The organism is Collinsella sp. AF33-16, assembly GCF_003475325.1.
Taxonomy (GTDB): Bacteria; Actinomycetota; Coriobacteriia; order Coriobacteriales; family Coriobacteriaceae; genus Collinsella.
This window is the reverse complement of record NZ_QRQC01000001.1, coordinates 49,482-70,749: the sequence shown is the minus strand read 5'-3', so window position 1 is coordinate 70,749 and position 21,268 is coordinate 49,482. Positions and strand designations below refer to the sequence as shown.

The 21,268-nt window shown below is 61.5% G+C and carries 15 protein-coding genes; 4 read left to right on the top strand and 11 right to left on the bottom strand.

Translation table 11 applies throughout. The annotated features are described in order from the left end of the window. Positions 1–2 precede the first annotated feature (2 nt). The 7 genes from DWZ52_RS00295 to DWZ52_RS00265 all read right to left on the bottom strand — a co-directional run bounded on the left by DWZ52_RS00295 (position 3) and on the right by DWZ52_RS00265 (position 11,094). A complete protein-coding gene (locus DWZ52_RS00295) occupies positions 3–1,757 on the bottom strand; it encodes a [FeFe] hydrogenase, group A (RefSeq protein WP_117639834.1) in 1,755 nt (584 codons plus the stop codon). Positions 1,758–1,807: 50 nt separating this feature from the next. After that, positions 1,808–3,640: an NAD(P)-binding protein gene (locus DWZ52_RS00290; protein WP_117583958.1), complete on the bottom strand. Its 1,833-nt coding sequence runs from the start codon at positions 3,638–3,640 to the stop codon at positions 1,808–1,810. 256 nt (positions 3,641–3,896) lie between these two features. Then, positions 3,897–5,279, bottom strand: coding sequence for a 6-phospho-alpha-glucosidase (locus tag DWZ52_RS00285; RefSeq protein WP_055310193.1), 1,383 nt, complete (start codon positions 5,277–5,279; stop codon positions 3,897–3,899). Positions 5,280–5,282: 3 nt separating this feature from the next. Continuing rightward, the gene (locus DWZ52_RS00280; protein ID WP_117639806.1) at positions 5,283–6,899 is read right to left on the bottom strand and encodes a PTS transporter subunit EIIC; all 1,617 of its coding nucleotides are present in this window, start codon (positions 6,897–6,899) and stop codon (positions 5,283–5,285) included. Positions 6,900–6,998: 99 nt separating this feature from the next. Continuing rightward, positions 6,999–7,853: a PRD domain-containing protein gene (locus DWZ52_RS00275; protein WP_117639836.1), complete on the bottom strand. Its 855-nt coding sequence runs from the start codon at positions 7,851–7,853 to the stop codon at positions 6,999–7,001. Positions 7,854–7,871: 18 nt separating this feature from the next. Beyond that, positions 7,872–8,384, bottom strand: coding sequence for a PTS glucose transporter subunit IIA (locus DWZ52_RS00270; RefSeq protein WP_158549283.1), 513 nt, complete (start codon positions 8,382–8,384; stop codon positions 7,872–7,874). Between the two features lie 448 nt (positions 8,385–8,832). Next, entirely contained in the window at positions 8,833–11,094 is a 2,262-nt protein-coding gene (locus DWZ52_RS00265; RefSeq protein ID WP_199411529.1) for a DEAD/DEAH box helicase, read from the bottom strand. Positions 11,095–11,654: 560 nt separating this feature from the next. Here DWZ52_RS00265 and DWZ52_RS00260 point away from each other — a divergent pair. The 4 genes from DWZ52_RS00260 to DWZ52_RS00245 all read left to right on the top strand — a co-directional run bounded on the left by DWZ52_RS00260 (position 11,655) and on the right by DWZ52_RS00245 (position 15,303). Beyond that, on the top strand, positions 11,655–13,994 hold the full coding sequence (locus tag DWZ52_RS00260; RefSeq protein ID WP_118384610.1) for a cation-translocating P-type ATPase: 2,340 nt from the start codon (positions 11,655–11,657) through the stop codon (positions 13,992–13,994). Positions 13,995–14,141: 147 nt separating this feature from the next. Beyond that, a complete protein-coding gene (locus DWZ52_RS00255; protein ID WP_055310331.1) occupies positions 14,142–14,363 on the top strand; it encodes a heavy-metal-associated domain-containing protein in 222 nt (73 codons plus the stop codon). A gap of 47 nt (positions 14,364–14,410) precedes the next feature. Next, on the top strand, positions 14,411–14,683 hold the full coding sequence (locus DWZ52_RS00250) for a metal-sensing transcriptional repressor (protein WP_006235337.1): 273 nt from the start codon (positions 14,411–14,413) through the stop codon (positions 14,681–14,683). Positions 14,684–14,829: 146 nt separating this feature from the next. After that, entirely contained in the window at positions 14,830–15,303 is a 474-nt protein-coding gene (locus DWZ52_RS00245; RefSeq protein WP_117639812.1) for a hypothetical protein, read from the top strand. Positions 15,304–15,436: 133 nt separating this feature from the next. Here the strand turns inward: DWZ52_RS00245 and DWZ52_RS00240 are convergent, their stop codons facing one another. From DWZ52_RS00240 to DWZ52_RS00225, 4 genes are all read right to left on the bottom strand, one after another. Further along, positions 15,437–16,807: an amidohydrolase family protein gene (locus DWZ52_RS00240; RefSeq protein WP_233547222.1), complete on the bottom strand. Its 1,371-nt coding sequence runs from the start codon at positions 16,805–16,807 to the stop codon at positions 15,437–15,439. 488 nt (positions 16,808–17,295) lie between these two features. Continuing rightward, the gene (locus DWZ52_RS00235) at positions 17,296–18,372 is read right to left on the bottom strand and encodes a hypothetical protein (RefSeq protein WP_147349596.1); all 1,077 of its coding nucleotides are present in this window, start codon (positions 18,370–18,372) and stop codon (positions 17,296–17,298) included. Positions 18,373–18,651: 279 nt separating this feature from the next. Then, complete coding sequence (locus DWZ52_RS00230; protein ID WP_117639818.1) at positions 18,652–19,359, bottom strand: hypothetical protein; 708 nt, start codon at positions 19,357–19,359, stop codon at positions 18,652–18,654. 424 nt (positions 19,360–19,783) lie between these two features. Then, positions 19,784–21,265, bottom strand: a complete 1,482-nt coding sequence (locus DWZ52_RS00225; RefSeq protein WP_117639820.1) for a glutamate synthase subunit beta — start codon at positions 21,263–21,265, stop codon at positions 19,784–19,786. Between the last annotated feature and the right edge of the window lie 3 nt (positions 21,266–21,268).

The window sequence follows — 21,268 nt, the reverse complement described above, 5'->3', positions numbered from 1 at the left end:
CGCTAGCACGTCCCCTCGTTAGGCATCGTCCATGCGTGATGGTCGGTATGCAGCAATCCCTCGGCCAGCGGCGACAGCGGCGCACCCAAGAACTCGCGATAGCACGCCTGGACATCGGGATTCTCGTGCGAGAAGCGAATCTTGGCGTTCGCATCGAGGCCCCACAGTACCTGGCCGCGCTCGGCTGCCAGCTCACAGCCGTCATGGATGGGCTGACCGCCGCCACCGACGCAGCCGCCCGGGCATGCCATAACCTCAACGAAGTCATAACTCACGCGGCCGTCGCGAATCGCGTCGAGCAGACGGGCAGCGTTTCCCAGCCCGTGTGCCACGGCGACGCGCACCTTGGTGCCATCGATATCGGCCACGGCCTCCTTCCAGCCATCGAGTCCGCGCACGTCGGTAAAGAAATCGGCATCCGGGTTCTTGCCCGTCACCAGGTAATATGCCGAGCGCACGGCGGCCTCCATCACGCCGCCCGTGGCGCCAAAAATCACGCCCGCGCCCGTGCCAAAGCCCAGCGGCGTATCGAGCGGCTCCTCGACCAGCGTGTCGACGCTCACGTGGCTCGCGCGGATCATGCGCACCATCTCGCGCACCGTCAGCGCAACGTCCACGTCGGGCGCGCCGCCCTCGCCCATCATGCTCGGCAGCGCACACTCGGCCTTCTTGGCCGTGCACGGCATCACGGACACCACGAACAGACGCTCGGGCTCCACGCCCAGCACCTTGGCGTAGTAGGTCTTGGCAATAGCGCCGAACATCTGCTGCGGCGACTTTGACGTGGACAGGCTGTCGACAAACTCCGGGTAGCGCGCCTTTACAAAGCGCACCCAGCCCGGGCAGCAGCTCGTAAACATGGGCCAGCCGCGGCTGTTACTCTCGCCCTTGGCGGCGGCGCCCAGGCGCTCGATCAGCTCGGAGCCCTCCTCCATAATGGTGAGATCGGCCGAGAAATCGGTGTCGAACACGTACTCAAAGCCCACGCGGCGCAGCGCGCAGGCCAGGCGCTCAACGGTGGCATCCTCGCGCGGAATACCGAGCTCCTCACCCCAGGCGGTGCGCACGGCCGGCGCTATCTGCACCAGCACGATCTTATCGGGATCGGCGAGAGCATCAAACACGGTCTCGGTGTCGTCGCGCTCGCGCAGCGCGCCCGTCGGGCAATGCGTGATGCACTGGCCGCATGCGACACAATCAGTCTTGCCGATGGGCGCGCGCCCGCGGGTACCCACGGCGGTGTGCGTGGCTCGGCTGGTCAGGTCCCAAATCCCTAGGCCTTGCACGTTCTCGCACACCTTGATGCAGCGCATGCATTTAATGCACTTGTCGTTTTCGCGGATGATGGGGAAATCGAAGTCCCAGCCCTCGCCCGCCAAATGCCTTTGATACGGCAGATAGAAAATGCCCAGGTCGTTGGCGATGGTCTGCAGGTTGCAGTTACCGCTGCGCACGCAGCTCGTACAGCGCGAGTCGTGCTGGGACAGCAGCAGCTGCACGTTGGTGCGACGCGCCTCGCGGGCCTTGGGGCTGTTGGTGTGGACCACCATGCCGTCGAGTACGTAGTTGTTGCAGGCGGCAACCAGCTGGTCGCAGCCCTCAACCTCGACCACGCACACACGGCAGCCGCCGATCTCGTTCAGATCGCGCAGATAGCACAGGGTGGGAATCTGGATGCCGACGGACTTGGCCGCATCCAGGATCGTGGTGTGCTCGGGCACCACGACCTCGCAGTTATCGATCGTGAGCTTGACCATGTTGAGTGCTCCGCTTTCGGTGTTGTCGCTGACAGTGGTTTTGTTGGGCTCTACCATTCCAGGTTCCTCCCTCCGCGGAACGCGCCAAAGCCAAAGTGGTCGCAACGCAGGCAGCGGCTTGCCTCCTGGCGTGCCTCTTCCTCGGTAAGGCCCTGCTCGACCAGATTCCAATCGCGGATGCGCTCGCCGGCCTCGCGCTCGCCCAGCTCGCAGCGGCCGCACTCGTGCTTGCCCTTAAACTGCACGGTCGGCAGCTCAACGTCGAGCTTGATCTTGTGGTCGAAGCCCAGGTAGCGGTCGATATTTGCCGAAGCAACGCGGCCGGCGTTGATGGCCCGGATGACGGTGGCGGGACCGGTCTGGCAGTCGCCGCCGCTAAAGAGGCCGTCGAAGTTGGGCACGGCGCCATCCGAATCGGTGACGACGCGACCCCACTTGCAGACGATGCCCATGTCCTCAAACGGCTTGGAATCGATGTCCTGGCCAATGGCCACGAACACGCGCTCGCAGGGAATGACGCGCTCGGGCGTCGCGGCGGCACGCGGGGCCGGACGACCGCGACGGGGCTCGCCGATAATCTGCGGCTGCACGCGCAGGCCGCTCACGCGACCGTCCTCGCCCGTCTCGATGGCGAGCGGCGCCGTCAGCTCCAGAACCTCGCAGCCCTCGGCCTGGGCACCGGCAATCTCGGCGTCCTGAGCCGTCATATCGCAGATGCGGCGGCGGTAGACAATGCTCACCTTTTCGGCACCGCAGCGCACGGCAGAGCGCGCCACGTCCATGGCCACGTTGCCGCCGCCGATGACGCACACGCGCTGGCCGCTCAGGTCGGGCAGCTCGTCGTCACCGATGGCGCGCAGCATCTTGACGGCCGACTCCACGCCGGGCGCCTCTTCGCCCGGAAGGCCGAGCTTCTTATCGCTGTGGGCGCCAATGGCCAGGTAGACGGCATCGAACTCGTCGCGCAGGCGGGCAAGCTCCTCGCCGTTGACGGAGTGATCGAGCTCAACGTCGATGCCGGCGCTCAAAATCCAGTCGATCTCGGCCTGCAGGCGCTCGCGCGGCAGACGATAGCTGGGGATGCCATAGCGCAGCATGCCGCCCAGGTGGTGGCGCTGCTCAAAGATGGTCACCTTATGGCCCATCACGGCCAGGTAGTAGGCGCAGGAAAGGCCGGCCGGGCCGCCGCCGATCACGGCGACGCGCTTGCCGGTGTTGTCCACTACATGCGGCTTGTGGTCGTTGAGCTCACCGTGCTCGACGGCAAAACGCTTGAGGGCGAGGATGTTCATGGGGTCGTCGACCATGCCACGGCGGCAGTGCATCTCGCAGGGATGCTCGCACACCAGGCCGCAGACGAGCGGCAGCGGATTGTTCTTGCGGATGACCTTGACGGCGTCGGCATAGCGGCCGGCCTCGACCAGCGAAATGTACCCGGGAATGTCGACGTGCGCCGGGCAGCCCGAAACGCACGGGACGCGGGCCTCGCGGTCAAAGCCGCAGGAGCGCTCGCGGATGTGATGCTCAAAATCGTCGCGGAAGCCGCGAATGGCCGTGAGTGCCATGGCGCCAGCTTCGTAGCCGATGGCGCAATCGCTCGAAAGATAGATGGTGCGGGCGGTGCGCTCAATCAAGTTGAGCGTGGACTCATCGGCGCGCCCTTCGAGCACATCGGCGAGCAGGTCGCTCAGCGCGCTCAGGCCCACGCGGCAGGGCGTGCACTTGCCGCAGCTCTGGGTGGAGCACAGATTGACGAGCGCTGCCGTAAACTCAACGGGGCACGGGGCGAGCGAACTCACCGCCAGACGACGTCCGAGCGCATCGTGCAGGTCGTCCATGACGGCCTGAGCGTGGCTGCGTTCCATTACGTGCAGTCGAGCCATAAGATCCCCTCTCACATGGCAGCCCGGAGGCGAGGCCGGGCGAAGTTGCTACACGCACAACACTGACCTAAAAAGTTGTTAGGTCTCCACGCAGTTCGGCAGGCGGTATGAAATGTCACCCTCGGCGGTGAAATAGAACATTACCGCAGATAAATGCCATATTTGGTAAAACGCGTTACCAAATGACAATGCCCCGCCCACGCAATCACGTGGACGGGGCATTGCTCCAGGTATGCGGCCAGCGACCCTGTTGCTTTTACTTAAGCTCGGGCCAGTAACCCTTGTTGGCCTCGATCATGTCGTCGAGAACCTCCTTGGCGACCTTCATCGAAGGCACGGTCTTGTTGAGCGTAAAGGCCTTGAGCGCCTTCTCGTAAGAACCCTCGATCGTAGCCTCGACCACGAGCTTCTCGGAGTTCAGCTGCTGCATCATGAGGCCCTGCTGGAACAGAGGAATGTTGTCGCGGCTGATGACCTCGGGGCCATTCTTGCCAATGTAGGCAGGCAGCTCGACCATAGCGTCGTAGGGCATGTTGGGGATAGCGCCCTTGTTCTCGCAAATGACCAGGAAGCGCTGCTTGGTGTCGTTCTTCAGAGCGATAGCCAAATCGGCAATCCAGTCGCCGTGGCTGCCCGCATAGAACGTGCTCTCGTCGATCTCGCCCGTCTTCTCGTAGTGGTCGATGCCGTCGAAGAGGTTCTTCTCACGCGTCTCCTCAACCTCGTTAGCACGGGTGCGCTCGGGGTTGGAATGCTCGACGAACTCCTTCTGCTGCAGGTAGTAGTTCAGATACGTGTTGGGCAGGTACTCCGGGAAGCACTCCATGATCTCGTACTCGCCCTTCCAGACGTAGTACCAGCTGCCCTTGGTGTGGCGGTTCTGCTCGGGGTGCTCGTCAGTGGCCTCCTCGGGCTTCTTTGCCATGAGCGAGCCCATGCCCTTGAGGTAGGAGTCGGGCAGCAGAATCTCATGCTCCTTGATGTACTCGCGCAGCTGCGGGAGCACCTCCTCGCCCTTGTGGCGGATCGAGGTGAACCAACCAAAGTGGTTGAGGCCAAAGTAATCGTACTCGACATCCTTCTTGTCGATATCGAGTGCGGCGCAAACCACGTCGATGATCGCGATCGGCATGTCGCAGATGTTGATGATGCGAGCGTTGGGACGCAGCACGCGGCAGCCCTCGGACACGATGGCAGCAGGGTTGGAGTAGTTGAGAATCCAGTAGTCCTTCTTAGCGTACTTCTCAACGTCATCGATCAGCTCGACCATGGGGAAGATGGTGCGCATGCCGTAGGCAAGGCCGCCGCAGCCGCAGGTCTCCTGGCCCACGCAGCCGTGACGCAGCGGAATCTTCTCGTCCTGCTCGCGCATGGCATAGCCGCCCACGCGCATCTGGGCAAACACGAAGCTCGCGTCCGTAAAGGCAGTCTCCTTGTCGGTGGTCACCGTGAGCTTGATGTCCAGGCCGAGGTCCTCGTGCAAAATCCAGTCCACGAGCACGCCGATCTTGCGCTGGCGCTCCTCGTTGATGTCGTACAGACGAATCTCGTCAACGTCGAGCTCGTCCTTGCGCAGGGCGATGGATTTGACGATGCCGGGGGTAAAGGTGGATCCGCCACCACACAGAGTAATGATCATTGTTTACTGCTCCTTCTCAATTGCGTTTTCGACCTTGTCACGCATCTCGGCGACCTTCATGCCAAAGATGATCTGGATATTATTGCCGTTGCGGTTGATGCCGCTGTTGGGCACGTGGTTGATGAGGTCCTCATTGATGAGGTCCGGGTTCTTAACGTTCACGCGGAGACGCGTAAAGCAGTTCTCGAGCTCCTCGATGTTGTCCTTGCCACCAAGACCTGCGACCAGGTCGGCGATGCCTGCATCGACGCCCTCTGCGGGAGCCGCGGCAACAGCGCCCTGCTTCACCGCGACAGACGCGGCGGCCTCGCCCTCGGCAACGGACTCGGCGAGCTCGGACTCTTCCTCGCGACCAGGCGTGTGGAGGTTGAGCTTCTTAATAAGGAAGGTGAAGAGGAAGAAGTACAGAGCGGCGTTGACGACTCCAAGCACGAGCATCATCGGCCAGTTGGTCTTATCGACACCAAGGACCAGGTTGGAAACCACGATGTTGATGATGCCGCCTGCAGTCGAAGCGGGCACGGAGAGGACCTTGAGCAGGACCAGGAAGATACCGGAAAGAACCGAGTGAACAACAAAGAGCACGGGAGCGGCAAAGACAAAGAGGAAGTCCATGGGCTCGGTGACACAGGAGAGCACGGCGGTGATGATCAGCGGGATGATAACGGCCTTGGTCTTATCCTTGTTCCCCTTGTAAGCGGTGAAGATAAAGGCGAGACCGATACCGATGTAGGGCCACAGGTTGTTGAAGGTGTAGCTGTTGAAGTAGGTGCTATCGGAGAAGGGCTGGCCCGTCATTGCCATCTCGGCGACACGGATGGGATAGGCGCCGGCGATAACCTGATCACCCAGCGTCAGGGTGCCACCCACATCGGAGAACTGGAACGGAGTGTAGATGAGGTGGTGCAGACCGGTGGGAACGAGCAGCTTGTTGAGCATGCCGTAGATAAACAGACCGATGTTGCCCGACTCCTTAATGATGCCGGCAACGGAGGAGATGGCGCCCTGAACCGGAGGCCAAACGATGCAGAAGCCAGCGCCCATGATCCAGGAGATGATGATCATGATCAGGAACGGGAAGCGAACGCCCGAGAACATCGAAAGGGCAATGGGGAACTGCTTGTTCGAGTACTTGTTGAACACGGCACCGGTGATGCAACCAAGAATGATGCCGCCAAACACGCCGGTATCGAGCACCTGAATGCCCATAACGGTGCTCTGGCCGGTTCCGGTAAGACCGAGCATGCCGCTCGCTTCGGCAAGAGAGCCGGTGGCGTTGAGCACGATGTTGTTAGCCTGCAGGAACAGGAAGAACGACATCAGGGCAATCAGCGAAGCATGGCCCTTGTTCTTCTTTGCCATGGCGCCGGCGATGCCCACGCAGAACAGAATCGAGAGGTTGTTGATGATAAACATCAGCGACTGATAGACAACGGCGCCCACAAGCTGGAACGGACCGGAGCCCAGTACGGGGATCAAGGCGCAAATGGTCTTGTTGGTCAGAATGATGCCCACGATGAGCAGAATGCCGGCAACCGAGAGATACATCATCGGCTGAACGATCGACTTCGCGAACACCTCCAACGGCGCTTTGAAATTGAACTTCTTTTTTGCGGTCATAGCGGTACTCCCCTTCCTTTTCCGCAAATTAAGACAGATGTGCCCTGGACAAGACCGTGAGCCTTGCCTTATATCAATCGATGTATGGGCACGTTATGCCTAGAGACCAGGTTCTCCAAGCAGGTTAACAATGTGATATGCGAGATAACTCTTCTCGGCATCGGTAACGACAACGTTATAGGTAGACGACAAGTGGGCGGCTATGGCGTCCGCGCACGAGAACGCGCACGGATACTTAGTTTCATCGATTCGGAACAGTGCATCGTCATTGATCTGCCCGGCCGCGGGGTCAAGCGCCCGCTGTGCGAAAAACTGCAGGTGGCGGACGAAACGCTCATAGGGCAGCGAGGTGTCATCGAGGGTCGTAGCATAGCGCTCGGAAACAATTGCGAGCACGTCGCGAACAAGCTGGACCGAAATGATGAGGCGGTCGGAGCGTTGCGGCATAGTGGCGTTGACGATATGCAGCGTAATAAAACCCTGCTCTTCTTCGCTCATCTGGATGCCCATATACTCCTTGACAATCTGCAGCGCACGACCAGCGAGCGCATACTCCTTGCGATAGAACTGCTGGATCTCGAGCAGCAACGGATTCTCGCAGGAGACGCCCTTGCGCTCGCGCTCCAAAGCAAGGCTGATATGGTCTGCGAGAGCAATGAGAATCTTGTCGTTGATGTCGACATTGAGCTCTCGACGAAGCATCTGAACAATGTCCTCGGAAATCACGAGGTTGACGGTGGGAATGGACTCCAAAAGATGTGCCAAGCGGTCAATCGTACGCGAATCCTGAGAAGTGCCCTCCTGCAGCGCATAGGTCTTTTCGACCGATGCTTCATCGATAGCGTCGCCGGCATGACGGCCAAAGCAGAGGCCTCGACCGATGACAATAAGCTCGGAGCCATCGTCCGAAGTGACCATTGCGACGTTATTGTTGAAAACTCGCTTGATAACCACGGTACCCACCACAAGAATTTACTCGGAAAGCCAGACGACAGGCTCTTTAACAGCAACAGGGCCGGAAGCATGCTCACGAAGAGTCGAGTTCTCCGAACGCTCGCATACAATAACGAAGACCGTGGGATCGAAGCCGGCGGCGCGGACCGCGTCAAAATCGACCTCAACGAGGGGCTGGCCCGCGTCGACATGGTCACCCTGGGCAACAAGCGCATGGAAGCCCTTGCCCTCAAGTTTAACAGTGTCGATTCCGATATGCAGCATCACCTGAGCAGAGCTGTCGTCGGACATGATGCCCAGTGCATGCTCGGTCGGGAACAGCGCCGCGACGGTACCGGAAACAGGAGCGCACACCGTTCCCTCTTGGGGAACCACGGCAACGCCATCGCCCACGGCACGGCTGCTAAAAGCGGGGTCATTGGTATTTTCTAGATGAACAAGCTCGCCGGAAACAGGAGCGAGGATTTCGAACTCGGAAGTTGCAGTCTTCTGCTCATCCGAACCGCCCATCAGGCGAGAAAAGAAACCCATGGTGGCATGTCCCTTCATAAATATAGCCCAACCAAAATCAAGCGAATGCGTCCATAGAGACACATCCGTTCAAAGACTTTGGTTAGGCCCACGTCCGAGGGACTCGGTAACCTTCCGCATTTCTTTTTACGGGAGCTATTGTAGACAAGCCCAAAGCCAGAACAATCATTATGACCGGCGAACGGTATTTTTTCTTCGATAAACGGTATTTAAGCGACACTTAGGGACACTCCTTGTTTGGTGCATGGGGGACAGGTTACTTTGCACCAATCATGAGTTGCGGTGAAATAGGGACTGAAAAGCCGCTCAAAAGGCCAAAACAGTCCGTATTCCACCGCAACTTCAAGACGTTGGTGCAGATTAACCTGACCTCTTTGCACCAAAAAGGGCCCCGAGCATAGTCTGCTCGGGGCCCAAACTCATCTCGCCTTATCGCGCGATGCGTATGTTATTTGCGCTTGCCGCCGCCGTCGCCGGGACGACGGGAGCTGCCGCCGCGCTTGCCGCCACGATTGTTACCATAGCTGCCACGGTTATCGCGACCGCCGGCGCGGCCGCCACGAGAGCCGGACTGGTTGCCGCCGCGACCACCACGATAGCCGCCACGGCGCTCCTCGCGGGTGTCGTCGTAGTTGCGCCAATCATCGCGACGATCGCGGCTGGCACGCGGGTCGCGACGATCGCGCGACTCATTCGAACGACCGGCGCCGCTGCGGCCACCGTTGCCACGAGCGCCCTCGCGACGCTCACCACCGCGGCCTCCGTCGCGGCCGCCGCGCTCTTCAAAGCGCTTGCCGCCACGGGACTCACCGCTGCGGGTGCCACGCTCACCGCGACCCTCGCCGCCGCGACGCTCGTCTCGGCCGCCGCGACCGTCATCGCGACCGGAACGACGACGGTCGCCCGAGCCGCGCTTGCCGCCACGCGAGCCACGGCCCTCGTCCTCGCGCTCAACACGGCGACGACCGCCGCGGTCCTCGTCCTCTCGGCGACGGCGGTGCGCCTCGCCCTGGAACTGCTTGGCACGGCGCTCGGCACGGTTGCCTCGCGGGACCTGCTCGACGGCACCAGCACCGCCGCGCTCCTCGGCAGCCACCTCGCGGGCAACGCTCTCCACGGCCTCGTCCACGCGAGCCTGAACGCCCTCGCGCACGCGGGTCTTGCCGCCGCGCTTGGGACGGCTCGGGCGCTCGCCGTCGCCACGACGCTCGTCGCGACCGCGGTTGGAACGACCAGCCACGTCGCCGTAATCGTCGCCGTTACGCTTGCCGTCGCGACGCGCCTGCTCAAGCTTCTTCTTGCTCTTGGACTTGCCGCGCTTGGTCTTCTTCTTCACCTTAAAGGCGGCAGGATCGCGCTCGGGATCGACGGCGGGCGGGTTGGGACCCACATGCAGGTCGCCGGCTTCGTAGATGTCGGCCGTCTTGTCCATGAGCTTCTCAATCTCGTAGAACTCGTCGACGTCCTGCTCGGTCACAAACGTAATGGCCCAGCCCAGCTCGCCGGCGCGGCCCGTACGGCCAATGCGGTGGATATAGTCGGTCGGCTCGGCCGGCACGTCGAAGTTCACGACGTAGCGCACGTCGCTAATGTCGATGCCGCGGGCGAGAACATCGGTTGCCACCAGCACGTCGACGGTGCCGTCGCGGAAGGCAGAAAGCGCGCGCTCGCGCTGGGCCTGGCTGCGGTTGCCGTGAATCGCGGCGGCCTTGATGCCTTTGCGCTCAAGGCGACGGCAGCAGCTGTCGGCGCGGTGCTTGGTGCGCATAAAGACGATGGTGCGCTCCGGGCCCTCCTTTTTGAGGAACTCAGGCAGCAGGTTGTTCTTTGCCTCGATGGACACCGGGAACACAAACTGGTCGACGGTGTCGGCGGTCGACGTGGCCGGCGCGATCTCCACGCGGGCCGGGTCGCTCACCAGGTCGGTGATCTCGCCCACGGCCTCCTCGTCGAGGGTCGCCGAGAACAGCAGCGTCTGGCGCTCGGCCGGCGTCTCGCGCACAATGCGGCGGACGGCGGGCAAAAAGCCCATGTCGAGCATGCGATCGGCCTCGTCGAGCACCAGCACCTTGACCTCGTTCAGATGGCAGGCTCCCTGCTCGATCAAGTCGACCAGACGGCCTGGCGTTGCGACCAGGATGTCGCAGCCGTACTTGAGGGCAGCGGTCTGCGGCTTGTAGCTCACGCCACCCACGACGGTCACGGCAACGTGGCCGGTGACGTCGGCGATCTTGCTCGCAACCTCGTCGATCTGCTGGGCAAGCTCGCGCGTGGGAGTGATGACGAGCATCACGGGACCGCGGCCGTTGCCCTCGGGCTTCTTGGCGCCGCGACGACGGTTGCGGCCGCCGCGCTCGCGCACGGGTTTGGGAGGAGCGATGTGCTCCAGGTTGTTCATGGTCGGCAGCAAAAAGGCAGCCGTCTTGCCGGTGCCGGTCTGAGCGGCGGCAAGCAGGTCGCGGCCTTCGAGCACCACAGGAATCGAACCGGCCTGCACGGGCGTCGGCGCCGTGTAGCCCAGGTTCTCGATAGCACGAAGCATCTCGTCGGAAAGGCCCAGCTCGTCAAAGGCGGGCAGGCTCTCGGTAGCGGACTCGACGGCCTGGGCAGCATTGGCCTCATCGGCAGCATCGAAGGCAGCCTGGGTCATGGCCTCGCGGGTCTCGTCCAGAATCTCGGCGTCGGTGACGTCGGATACAGAATTACGCATATGTTGTTGTTCCTTATCTGCACGCGCAATGGGCACGGCATGCGGCCGCGCGGGCGTGCTTGGTAGTGCGCTAATACATACAAAAACGGGTGCGCACAGAGAGGACGTTGCTCAGCACGCTGGCGATCGCTTTGGCAGCCCTATCACGCGCCGTCCAGACGCAGCAGCACTAAACGATGGAGCAGATTCGCCGCCGGTTAGTATACCCGTGCTTCACATGCCCCCACGTAAACCACAGATGACGGAGCGGACGAGGCGGGCCTGGGCCGATTGTCTCAATCTGTAACAGTTACGAGACAAAACCGGGTCTACACGTTACAGATTGAGACGAACTCAAACATCGCAAAACATAATCTCGATCTGTAACAGTTAGAGGTCATTTTCCCCGCTAGATGTTACAGATCGAGATGTTTGACATGAGCTGCCAACGATTGAGCAGCCACCCGCATCTGTAGCGAAATGTCATACATTTTCATCCCCACTGGACACCCCCAGGGGGTATGGGTATATAGTATCGGCAGGTTAACAATTCCAACACCGAACTGCAGAAAGGAGAAACCATGGCTCAAGATAAGTTCGACGTGGGCGGCATGACATGCGCCGCCTGTCAGGCGCATGTGGATCGCGCCGTGAGCAAACTCGACGGCGTCCAAAGCGTCGCGGTCAACCTGCTCGCCGGTTCCATGATGGTCGACTACGACCCCGCGCAGGTCACCTCCGACGACATCTGCACCGCTGTCGACCGCGCGGGCTACTCGGCCTCGCCCATCAGCACGGGCACCGACGCTGTCCAAAGCGGAAGTGCGCAAGCCAGGTCCGGCGCCGCGCATATGGAGTCGCCGACCAAAAAGTTGGAGGCCGCCGCCTCTGCCATGCGCACCCGCCTCATCGTCTCGATCATCTTCCTCATCCCGCTGTTCTACATAGGCATGGGGCACATGCTCGGTTGGCCACTGCCCGGCGTCTTCACCGACCATGCCCACAGCATGACGCTCGCCCTCACCGAGCTCGTCCTGCTCATCCCCATCGTCTATGTCAACGACGCGTACTTTATCAATGGGTTTAAATCGCTCGCGCACGGCGCGCCTATCATGGACGCCCTCATCGCCGTGGGCGCCACCGCGTCCATCGCCTGGTCGCTCTACGCCATGTTCATCATGGCCGACCAGCTAGCCGCAGGTCAGGTGCACGAGGCCATGATGACGAGCATGGACAACCTATATTTTGAGAGCGCCGGCACCATCCTGTCGCTCGTCACCGTGGGCAAATACCTCGAGACGCGCAGCAAGTCCAAAACCGGCGGCGCTATCGAGGCGCTCATCGACTTAGCACCCAAGACCGCGACCGTCGTGGCCGAGGACGGTATCGAGGCCACCGTCGACGTCGATGCCATTCTGCCCGGCCAGGTGCTGCGTGTGCGCCCCGGCGAGTCCATCCCCGTTGACGGCGTGGTGCTCGATGGCAGCTCGGCCGTGGACGAAAGCGCGCTCACCGGCGAATCCATTCCCGTGGAGAAGACCGCCGGCGACACTGTCAATGCGGCCACGGTCAACCGCACCGGCTCGTTTACCTTCCGCGCCACGCGTGTGGGTGCCGAGACATCGCTCGCCAAGATTATCCAGCTCGTCGAGGACGCCAACGCCACCAAGGCGCCCATCGCCCGCATGGCCGACAAGGTCGCCGGCGTGTTCGTGCCCGTGGTGTTTGTAATCTCTGCCGTAGCTTTTGTGGCGTGGATGGTGCTGACCGGAAGCGTCAACGAAGCGCTTACCTCCGCCGTCGCCGTGCTGGTGATCAGTTGTCCGTGCGCGCTCGGCCTGGCCACGCCCGTCGCTATTATGGTGGGCACCGGCAAGGGCGCCGAGATGGGCATTCTGTTTAAGAGCGCTGAGGCGCTGGAGAACCTGCGCAGCGTGGGCACCGTGGTGCTCGATAAGACGGGCACGGTCACCCGCGGCAAGCCGGCCGTGACCGACATTGTGGTTGTCGCGCGCGCCGACGGCTCGCCCGCTATGAGTGAAAAGGCGTTACTGAAGCTCGCTGCCGCGCTGGAGCGCTCGAGCGAGCACCCGCTGGCCGAGGCGATCATGGCCGAGTGCGAGGCACGCGGAATTGTCGCGCGCATGGTCGAGGACTTTGCCTCCGTGCCCGGTCGTGGCGTAACGGCGCGCGAGGGGCAGAATGTCATCGCAGCCGGCAACGTGCGCCTGATGGACGAGTTGGGCGTTACCGTGCCCGCGGGTCTTGCCGAGCAATTTGCCGCCGAAGGCAAGACGCCGCTGTTCTTTGCCAAGAACGGCGAGCTTGTCGGCACCATCGCCGTGGCTGACGAGGTCAAAGAGACGAGCGCCGAGGCCATCGCTGCGCTCCGCAAGCTCGGCGTCGACGTGCGCATGCTCACCGGCGACAACCGCGTGACGGCCGAGGCCATCGCCCGCCGCGTGGGGCTGAGCAGCGAGCAGGTCATCGCCGACGTCCTCCCCGCCGACAAGGAGCGCCACGTGCGCGGGCTGCAGGATGCGGGCAGCAAGGTCGCCATGGTGGGCGACGGCATCAACGACTCCCCCGCCCTGGCGCGCGCCGACGTGGGCCTTGCGATCGGCACCGGCGCCGACATCGCCAAGGAGGGCGCCGACGTGGTGCTCATGCGCAGCGATCTCATGGACGTCGCCCGTGCCATCGAGCTGTCACGTGCCACAATCCGCAACATCAAGCAGGACCTGTTCTGGGCGCTGCTCTACAACGGCATCGGCATTCCGCTGGCGGCGGGCGTGTTCTCCCCCCTCACCGGTTGGCAGCTCTCGCCGATGTTCGGCGCCGCGGCCATGAGCCTGTCGAGCGTGTGCGTCGTAAGCAATGCTCTGCGCCTGAAATCCTTTAAGCCTAAAGTGGCAAAATAAGCTCACCATTAAGTCCATTTAGAACGGGTTTTCCAGGTGCCCGAGATTGACCTGAAAGAGGAGCGACGCGTACTTTGGTACGCGAGCGACGGCTTGAAGGTCAAGGTCGGGTGCCTGGGAAAGCCGACGCAACAGAGAGGAATACCCATGCGTTACACAATCAAGACTTCCGGCCTCATGTGCGGCCACTGCGACGCCACCGTCGAGACCGCGCTGCTCAACGTGGCCGGCGTGACCGATGCCGACGCCGATCACGAGACCCAGACCGTCCAGGTGGAGTGCGCCGACACCGTGACCGCCGAGCAGCTCGCTGCCGCCGTCGAGGCCGCGGGCGAGAAGTTCCATGCCCTTTCGGTGACCGCAGCCTAGCGCCGTCGGTAGCATCCGCCCCTATCGATCAGAAACGAGGACCCGCCATGATGGCAGACCATAAATCGGTGACCCGCATGCTCAAGACGGCACGCGGTCAGATCGACGGCATCTTGCGGATGGTCGAGGAGGACCGTTATTGCGTCGACATCTCCACGCAGCTCATGGCCACGCAGGCACTCATCGCGCGCATTAACGCCGATGTGCTCAAGGCGCATATCGAGGGCTGCGTGACTTCGGCAATCGAATCGGGCGACGAAGACCTCAAAGCCGCCAAGCTCGCCGAGATCGAACGCGTCGTCGACAAGCTCTCCAAGTAATTGGGGCATTGGGGACAGACTGCTTTGCACCATCTTGGTGTATCGGGGATAGGTACGTTTGCACCACCTTGGTGCAGATTAACCTGTCCCCCTTGCTCTAAATCGGGTATAAAGGCGAGCAGCATATCGAACGAAAGGCAATTTGCATGAATGACTTTATGAAGGGTCGCAATGGTGCCGATGAACTCACCATCGTGATGGGTTTTGCCGGCATCGTCATCGCGATGATCGGATCGATAGCCCGCATCCAGTGGCTCAGCTGGATCGCCATCGCCGTGATCGTGATTGGCGTGCTGCGCGGCCTGTCCAAAAACATCGATGCGCGTCGCAAGGAAAACGCTGCCTTTGTCACCGCGACCGCGAACGTCCCCGGCTTGGGCAAGTTTGTCGCCAGCTTGGGCGGCGGCGCTGCGGCGGCCGGCACCTCGCGCGCGGCTGGAACGAGCAAGGAAGACTTTGAGCGCGCCAAGCGCACGGCCAAGAAGATGTGGAAGGGTCGCAAGACCACGGCATACCTCAAGTGCCCCAACTGCGGCCAGATGCTCTCCGTCCCCAAGGGCAAGGGCAAGATCCGCGTCACCTGCCCCAAGTGCCACGCTAAGATGGAAACCCGCTCCTAGCGCCCGCACGCGGGACAAATTAATCAGGTTTGTTTGTCCCAAATCTTAAGTATTTGTTCGATAAAAAAGCCGAGGCCTCGTGTTGAGACCTCGGCTTTTTACATGCGGCAACGGAGCTACACCTTTGTCACACCTATGCCACACCGTCGCGGGCGAGCTCCTCGGCCAGCGCCTCGGCCGGCATGGCCATAATCGCGTCGAGCTCGGCGTCCACCTCGGGAATACGCTTTACCTTGAGCTTGCGTACCAGATCACCGCGACACATCACATGTATCGGCTCACGCAGAGCGCACAGGTCATCGAGCGGATTCTTGCGCGTCACCAGGATATCGGCGGCCTTGCCGCACTCGATCGCACCGGTCTCGCCGCCCAGCCCCAGCAGCTCGGCGTTGACTTGCGTAGCCGTATGCAGCGCGAAGGCGTTGCTCACACCGACATACTTGGCAAAATAGGCAACCTCACGCCACATGTCGTACTGCGTCACGAACGGGCAGCTCGAATCTGTGCCAAGGCCCACCTTAACGCCAGCTTCCAGCGCCGCACGAGCACTCTCGATAATGCCCGAGCACACGATGTCGCCGTTCTTCTTTTGCGTGTCAGTCGAATGGGTCTTCCCCGGATCGAGCAACACAAACGGCAGCGCCGGGCTGATCGTGCAGGTAACGCTGGGCGCACGTCCCTCGAGCTGCGTGCCCGCGGCGCCACGGTACAGCTCCAGGATCTCGGGCGTCATCGGGGCACCGTGCTCGATCGTGTCGACCCCGGCCTCAAGCGCGGCCTTCACGCCCTCGGTGCTCTCGACATGAGCCATAACCGGCAGGCCCACCTCGTGCGCCGCCTTGCACGCCGCCGCGGCAACCTCCACCGGCATACGCAGCACGCCCGGCTCGCCCACCTCGGTCGCATCGAACACACCGCCCGTTACGAACAGCTTAATGACGTCGGCGCCGCGCGCATACAGGTCTCGCACCTGCTCGGCTACCTCGACGGGGCTGTTGGCCACCTGGGCGAACAAGCCCGCGCCATGGCCACCCGGCACCGTGACGCCCGTTCCCGGCGCTACCAGGCGCGGACCCTGATACTTGCCGGCGTCGATAGCGTCGCGCACGGCAATGTCGGCAAACAGCGGGTCGCCCGCGCCGCGCACCGTGGTCACGCCGCTTGCCAGCTGCTGCTGGGCACTGCCCTTGAGGATGCGGCGGACGATGGCACGCCCCACGGGATTATCGAGCTTCTTCATCAGCGCTCCCGCATCGCCGGCCGAGACAGGCTTGCCCGAGCCGCACAGGTGCGCGTGCATATTGATGAGACCGGGCATGAGATACGCCCCTGCCAGATCGATGACCTCGGCACCCGCGGGCGCCTGCGCCACAGCACTCGGCCCCATCCAGGTGATGACGCCGCGCTCAACAGTCACGGCCATATCGGGTTGCGGCTCCATATGCTCCGAACCGTCCAGAATGGTCGCATTGATAAACAACGTGGAACGATCGGCAGATGCCATATCGAGCTCCTCCCTCACGATTAACTTGAACATTTGTCCATTATCACCCAGTGCGGCAGGGTTGCTGCGGACATATCGGTTAACGGAGAAAGGATGAGACACGGAGAACGGAATGCATTGCAGTCCCATCCCAGCGACATCCGGGAAATGTCTAGATCTGTAACAGGTAGACCGGGTTTTAGCAGCCAGATGTTACAGATCGAGATCTTTCGGCACCGCGTCCAACCTTTGTCTCGATCTGTAACAGTTAGAGCGGTTTTTGGCCGTTAGATGTTACAGATTAAGATATTCTCCAGCCCTGTCGTCAAACGTCTAAATCTGTAACAGTTAGACAGGTTTTCGGCCTCTAGATGTTACAGATTGAGATCTTTTAGCGGCAGCCAACCTTCTGTCTCGATCTGTAACAGCTACGAGGCCAAACGGCCCCTTGTTGTTACAGATCGAGACAAACTCGGCAGGAACAACCACATTCGCGTCAGTTGCACCCCTTAGCACCCATACCACTGACGCTTCCATTCCTCAGCCAGATCGGCCCGCTGTGGAATTCCCGCCAGTCTCATCTTTTCAGCCAGGTTCCCCGGGTTCTTGAGTTCGTTAAACGTAAACCGAAGCACCTTATGCCCGAGCATTGTCAGATGAGATTCCCGCTGACGCTCTGCCACGAATGGGTCAACCGACTCCCGACCCTCGCCGCTCTGCAAGGTGTACTTCCCCTTTCCGTCGAGCTCGCCGATGACACACGTCCCGTCCTCGAGCCGCCAAAAATAGTCGACGCGAAACACCTGGCTCGGATCGAGCGGGTCGCGAAACTCCACCTGCAGCTCCGGAACCGGAAAGCCGTACGCAATAAAGAATGCTCGGAACCGAGACTCGCCGCCGTTTTCAAACAGCCCGTCCGCATACGACGCAATCACCTGTGCCCTGCGATACCCTCGCCTGCCCTCGCAATCGGCGCGGAGGCGCTCGCACAAATCCCCACGTGATACGCCTTTCGCCCGCAGTGCAGAATCGGCAATCGCCAACCCGTAGGAGAACGGCGCACGCAGTAGGCAATCCTCCACCGTGCGCCAAAACGACGTCACCCGCACGCCATCAACATGCTCGAGTGCGCCCGCCATCTGCGGACGCAACAACCTGCACCCGCCGCTCAACGCCACCGAACAACCCGTCTTAACAAGAAAACGCGACCCAAGCAGATCATTCGGCACCTCCAGACCCCACAAAAGCGCCGCGTCATAGCCCCAAAACGCCCAATCGGGATGAAACTCTGCAAGCCCTTTGATGGTACGCAGCGTTCGCTCCGCCGGCGTCAGCACACCCCAATCATGTTGAAAGCAGAACAAATACGGCTCGGGTTCCGCGATATCGTCGGTTCCAACATGACGCCGCAGCCACATGAGCTCGGCATTGTCATGCGTTGCGAGCAGCGCACCTTGCTCGGTCGCCTCCGTGAGTCGCGCGAGCATCCTATTCCGCGCCAACGTGTTGCGAGTCGTATGCTTGTGCTTGAAAACGGTATTAGACACTTCCATCACCACCACATCGGACAAATGGACCATCGTCACCGTTGCCTCCGCCGACAAACGTTTCGACCTGTAACAGGAAGACCGATTTTTGGACTGTAGATGTTACAGATTGAGACATCCCCCCCCCAGCCAGGTGCCAAACGTCTCGATCTGTACCAGTAAGACGTTCTCCAGGCCCCTAAACGTTACAGATTTAGACAAACCAGCGGCGCCCAAGCATTCGTCTCGATCTGTAACAGATAGACTGGTTTTTGTCCCCAAACGTTACAGATCGAGACAAAAGGGCAGAAGGCAAGGCAGGCGACAACCGCCCATCCTCTACCCCCATTCCTGTTCGTAGATGTTGAGGGACTTTACGTACCGCCCCTGGGCGCCCATGATGTCGCGGACCAGACGCAAGAAGAAGCTGATGCACGAGGTGTCAAAGCCGTCCTGCAGATCCTCGGGATGCACCGCACCCGGTCCGTCGACCGCCGTGTCGTTCAGGCGCGCGATGTCATACAGGTAGAGCTGTCCCGCCGTAAGCCAGACATCGTCGACGCAGGCGAGGCGCACCGCAATCGCGCCGTCGTTCCAATGCTCCTTCTGCACGATATGCGGGTCGTAGACATCAAAGCGATGATCGGTGCGCGTGTCCTTCAGCACGACCATGCCGGACGCAGGATTCTTGTCCAAAATGCCAAAGCGCGAGAAATACTGCGTGTCGCGTACCTGCTCGAGCCGCTTGAGCGAGGCAGGCGAAAGCGATGCCGGCGGCTCGTCAACATATAGCTCGAGCAGCGTTTTGCCATGGCGATAGGGGCGCTCAAACAGCAGCCAATCGGTAAACGCCATGTTGTAGGCCATGATTTCGTTTTGAGAAGGCCCCTCGCAATAGCTGAGCCACGGGTCGACAATGACCTCGAACTGTTCGCGTGCCGGCTCCAGGAATTGAAACTTCCGCAGCATCCAAAAGTGAGCCATGTCGGCAATATCGTTGCCGACGGCTTCAGCAAGCTCTGCTCGGTCAAAAGCGTGGTCAGTCATGGCATCCTCCTCAAACTGATGGACCTCAATTTGAGCTTACGAGGAGGGTGGGCAGCCACGACCAGCGCGGGCAAAATAGGCCTCCGGCTGCAAACCAGATGCTGACCAAACACTTGACGAAAAGCTTGACCGAAAATGCGCACCGCAACAAAACCGCAGGCAAACATAGACGGCCAACCCGCCCTTTTGAGCCAGATGCCCGCAGCCACCACAGAAACAACAGGTGACCACAGCCCAAGAAGTCGACAAATGAACACCCGCACGTCGACAAACGAGCAAACTGCTCGCAAATCCGCAAGGAGTGTCCCCGAATGCCGGCACAAAAGGAACGTCCCTAACTGTCGGCACTTAGGGACGTTCCTTTTGTGCCGGCAGTTAGGGACAGCCCTTGCCGATTCGATTGTTGAATATCTCCGTGACTACTTTACAGTTCCAGTGCCTCGGCAACCTCGGCAGCGCAGGCGAGGGCATCGGCCATGGCACTCACCACGAGCGAGCTGCCGTTGCGGGCGTCGCCGGCCACATACACCGGCGCGGCATCCGCAGCAACGCCATCCACGCGGGCCGCGAGGTGCGAGCCCTCGGCAGCCATCACCGGCAGCGGACGACCAGCGGTGGCAACAGGCACGCTCACCACATCGAACACGCCATGCTCGGGACCCGTAAAGCCACAGGCGATGAGCACCAGCTGCGCCGGCACCTCGTGCTCGGAGCCCGCAATGCGTTCGGGCTTGCCGGCCGACCAATCTAGATCGACTACGCGCAGACCCGCGGCCGCGCCCTTCTTGTCCAGCAACACCTCGAGGGTATCCACACCCCAGGCGCGCATCTCGCCACCCATGGCGGCAATGGCCTCTTGCTGGCCATAGTCGGTCTTCTTCACATTGGGCCACTGCGGCCAGGGGTTGCTCGCCGTACGCTTATCGGGCGCCGCCGGCAAGAACTCAAACTGACGCACGCTGCGCGCGCCCTGACGTACGGCGGTACCCACGCAGTCGTTGCCCGTATCGCCACCGCCAATGACCACAACGTCTAGGCCGCGCGCGTCAATAGCGGGCTCGCCGCCGTCGAGTACCGACACAGTCGAAGCCGTCAGGTAATCCACGGCATACACCACGCCCGGGGCATCCACATTCGTAGCCGAAAGACCGCGGGGCGCACGAGCACCAGCAGCCACCACAACGGCGTCAAAGCCATTGAGCTTGGCTGCCACCGCAGGGTCCGTCACATCGGCGCTCAGCTCAAAGACGATACCCAGCTCGCGCATGAGCGCCACGCGACGCTCGACCACGGACTTCTCGAGCTTCATGTTGGGAATGCCGTACATGAGCAGGCCGCCCGGGCGGTCGTCACGCTCAAACACCGTCACGCGGGCACCGCGACGCGCGAGCTCCCACGCAGCCACCAGGCCAGCCGGGCCAGAACCAACCACGGCGACCGAGGGCGCGTCCTCCCCCGCCGGCTCAAAGCGACGCGGACCGCCATTTGCCCATTCGTGGTCGCTGATCGCACGTTCGTTGTCATGGATCGTCGTGGGCTGGCCATCGACCGAACCCAGGTTGCACGCGGCCTCGCACAGCGCCGGGCACACACGACTCGTGAACTCGGGCATGGGCGAGGTGAGCGACAGACGCTCGGCAGCCTCGTCCCAGCGGCCGCGGTACACCAGCTCGTTCCACTCGGGAATCAAGTTGTGCAGCGGGCAGCCGCTCGGACGTGCCTTGCCAAAGCTCGCGCCCATCTGGCAAAACGCCACGCCGCACATCATGCAGCGGCTCGCCTGGGCGCGACGTGCGTCGTCATCGAGCTCCACATACAGGGGATCAAAATCATGACTGCGCTCCTCCACGGGACGCAGCTCGTGGGTCACGCGATCGATATCAAGAAAAGCACCGGGCTTACCCATGGC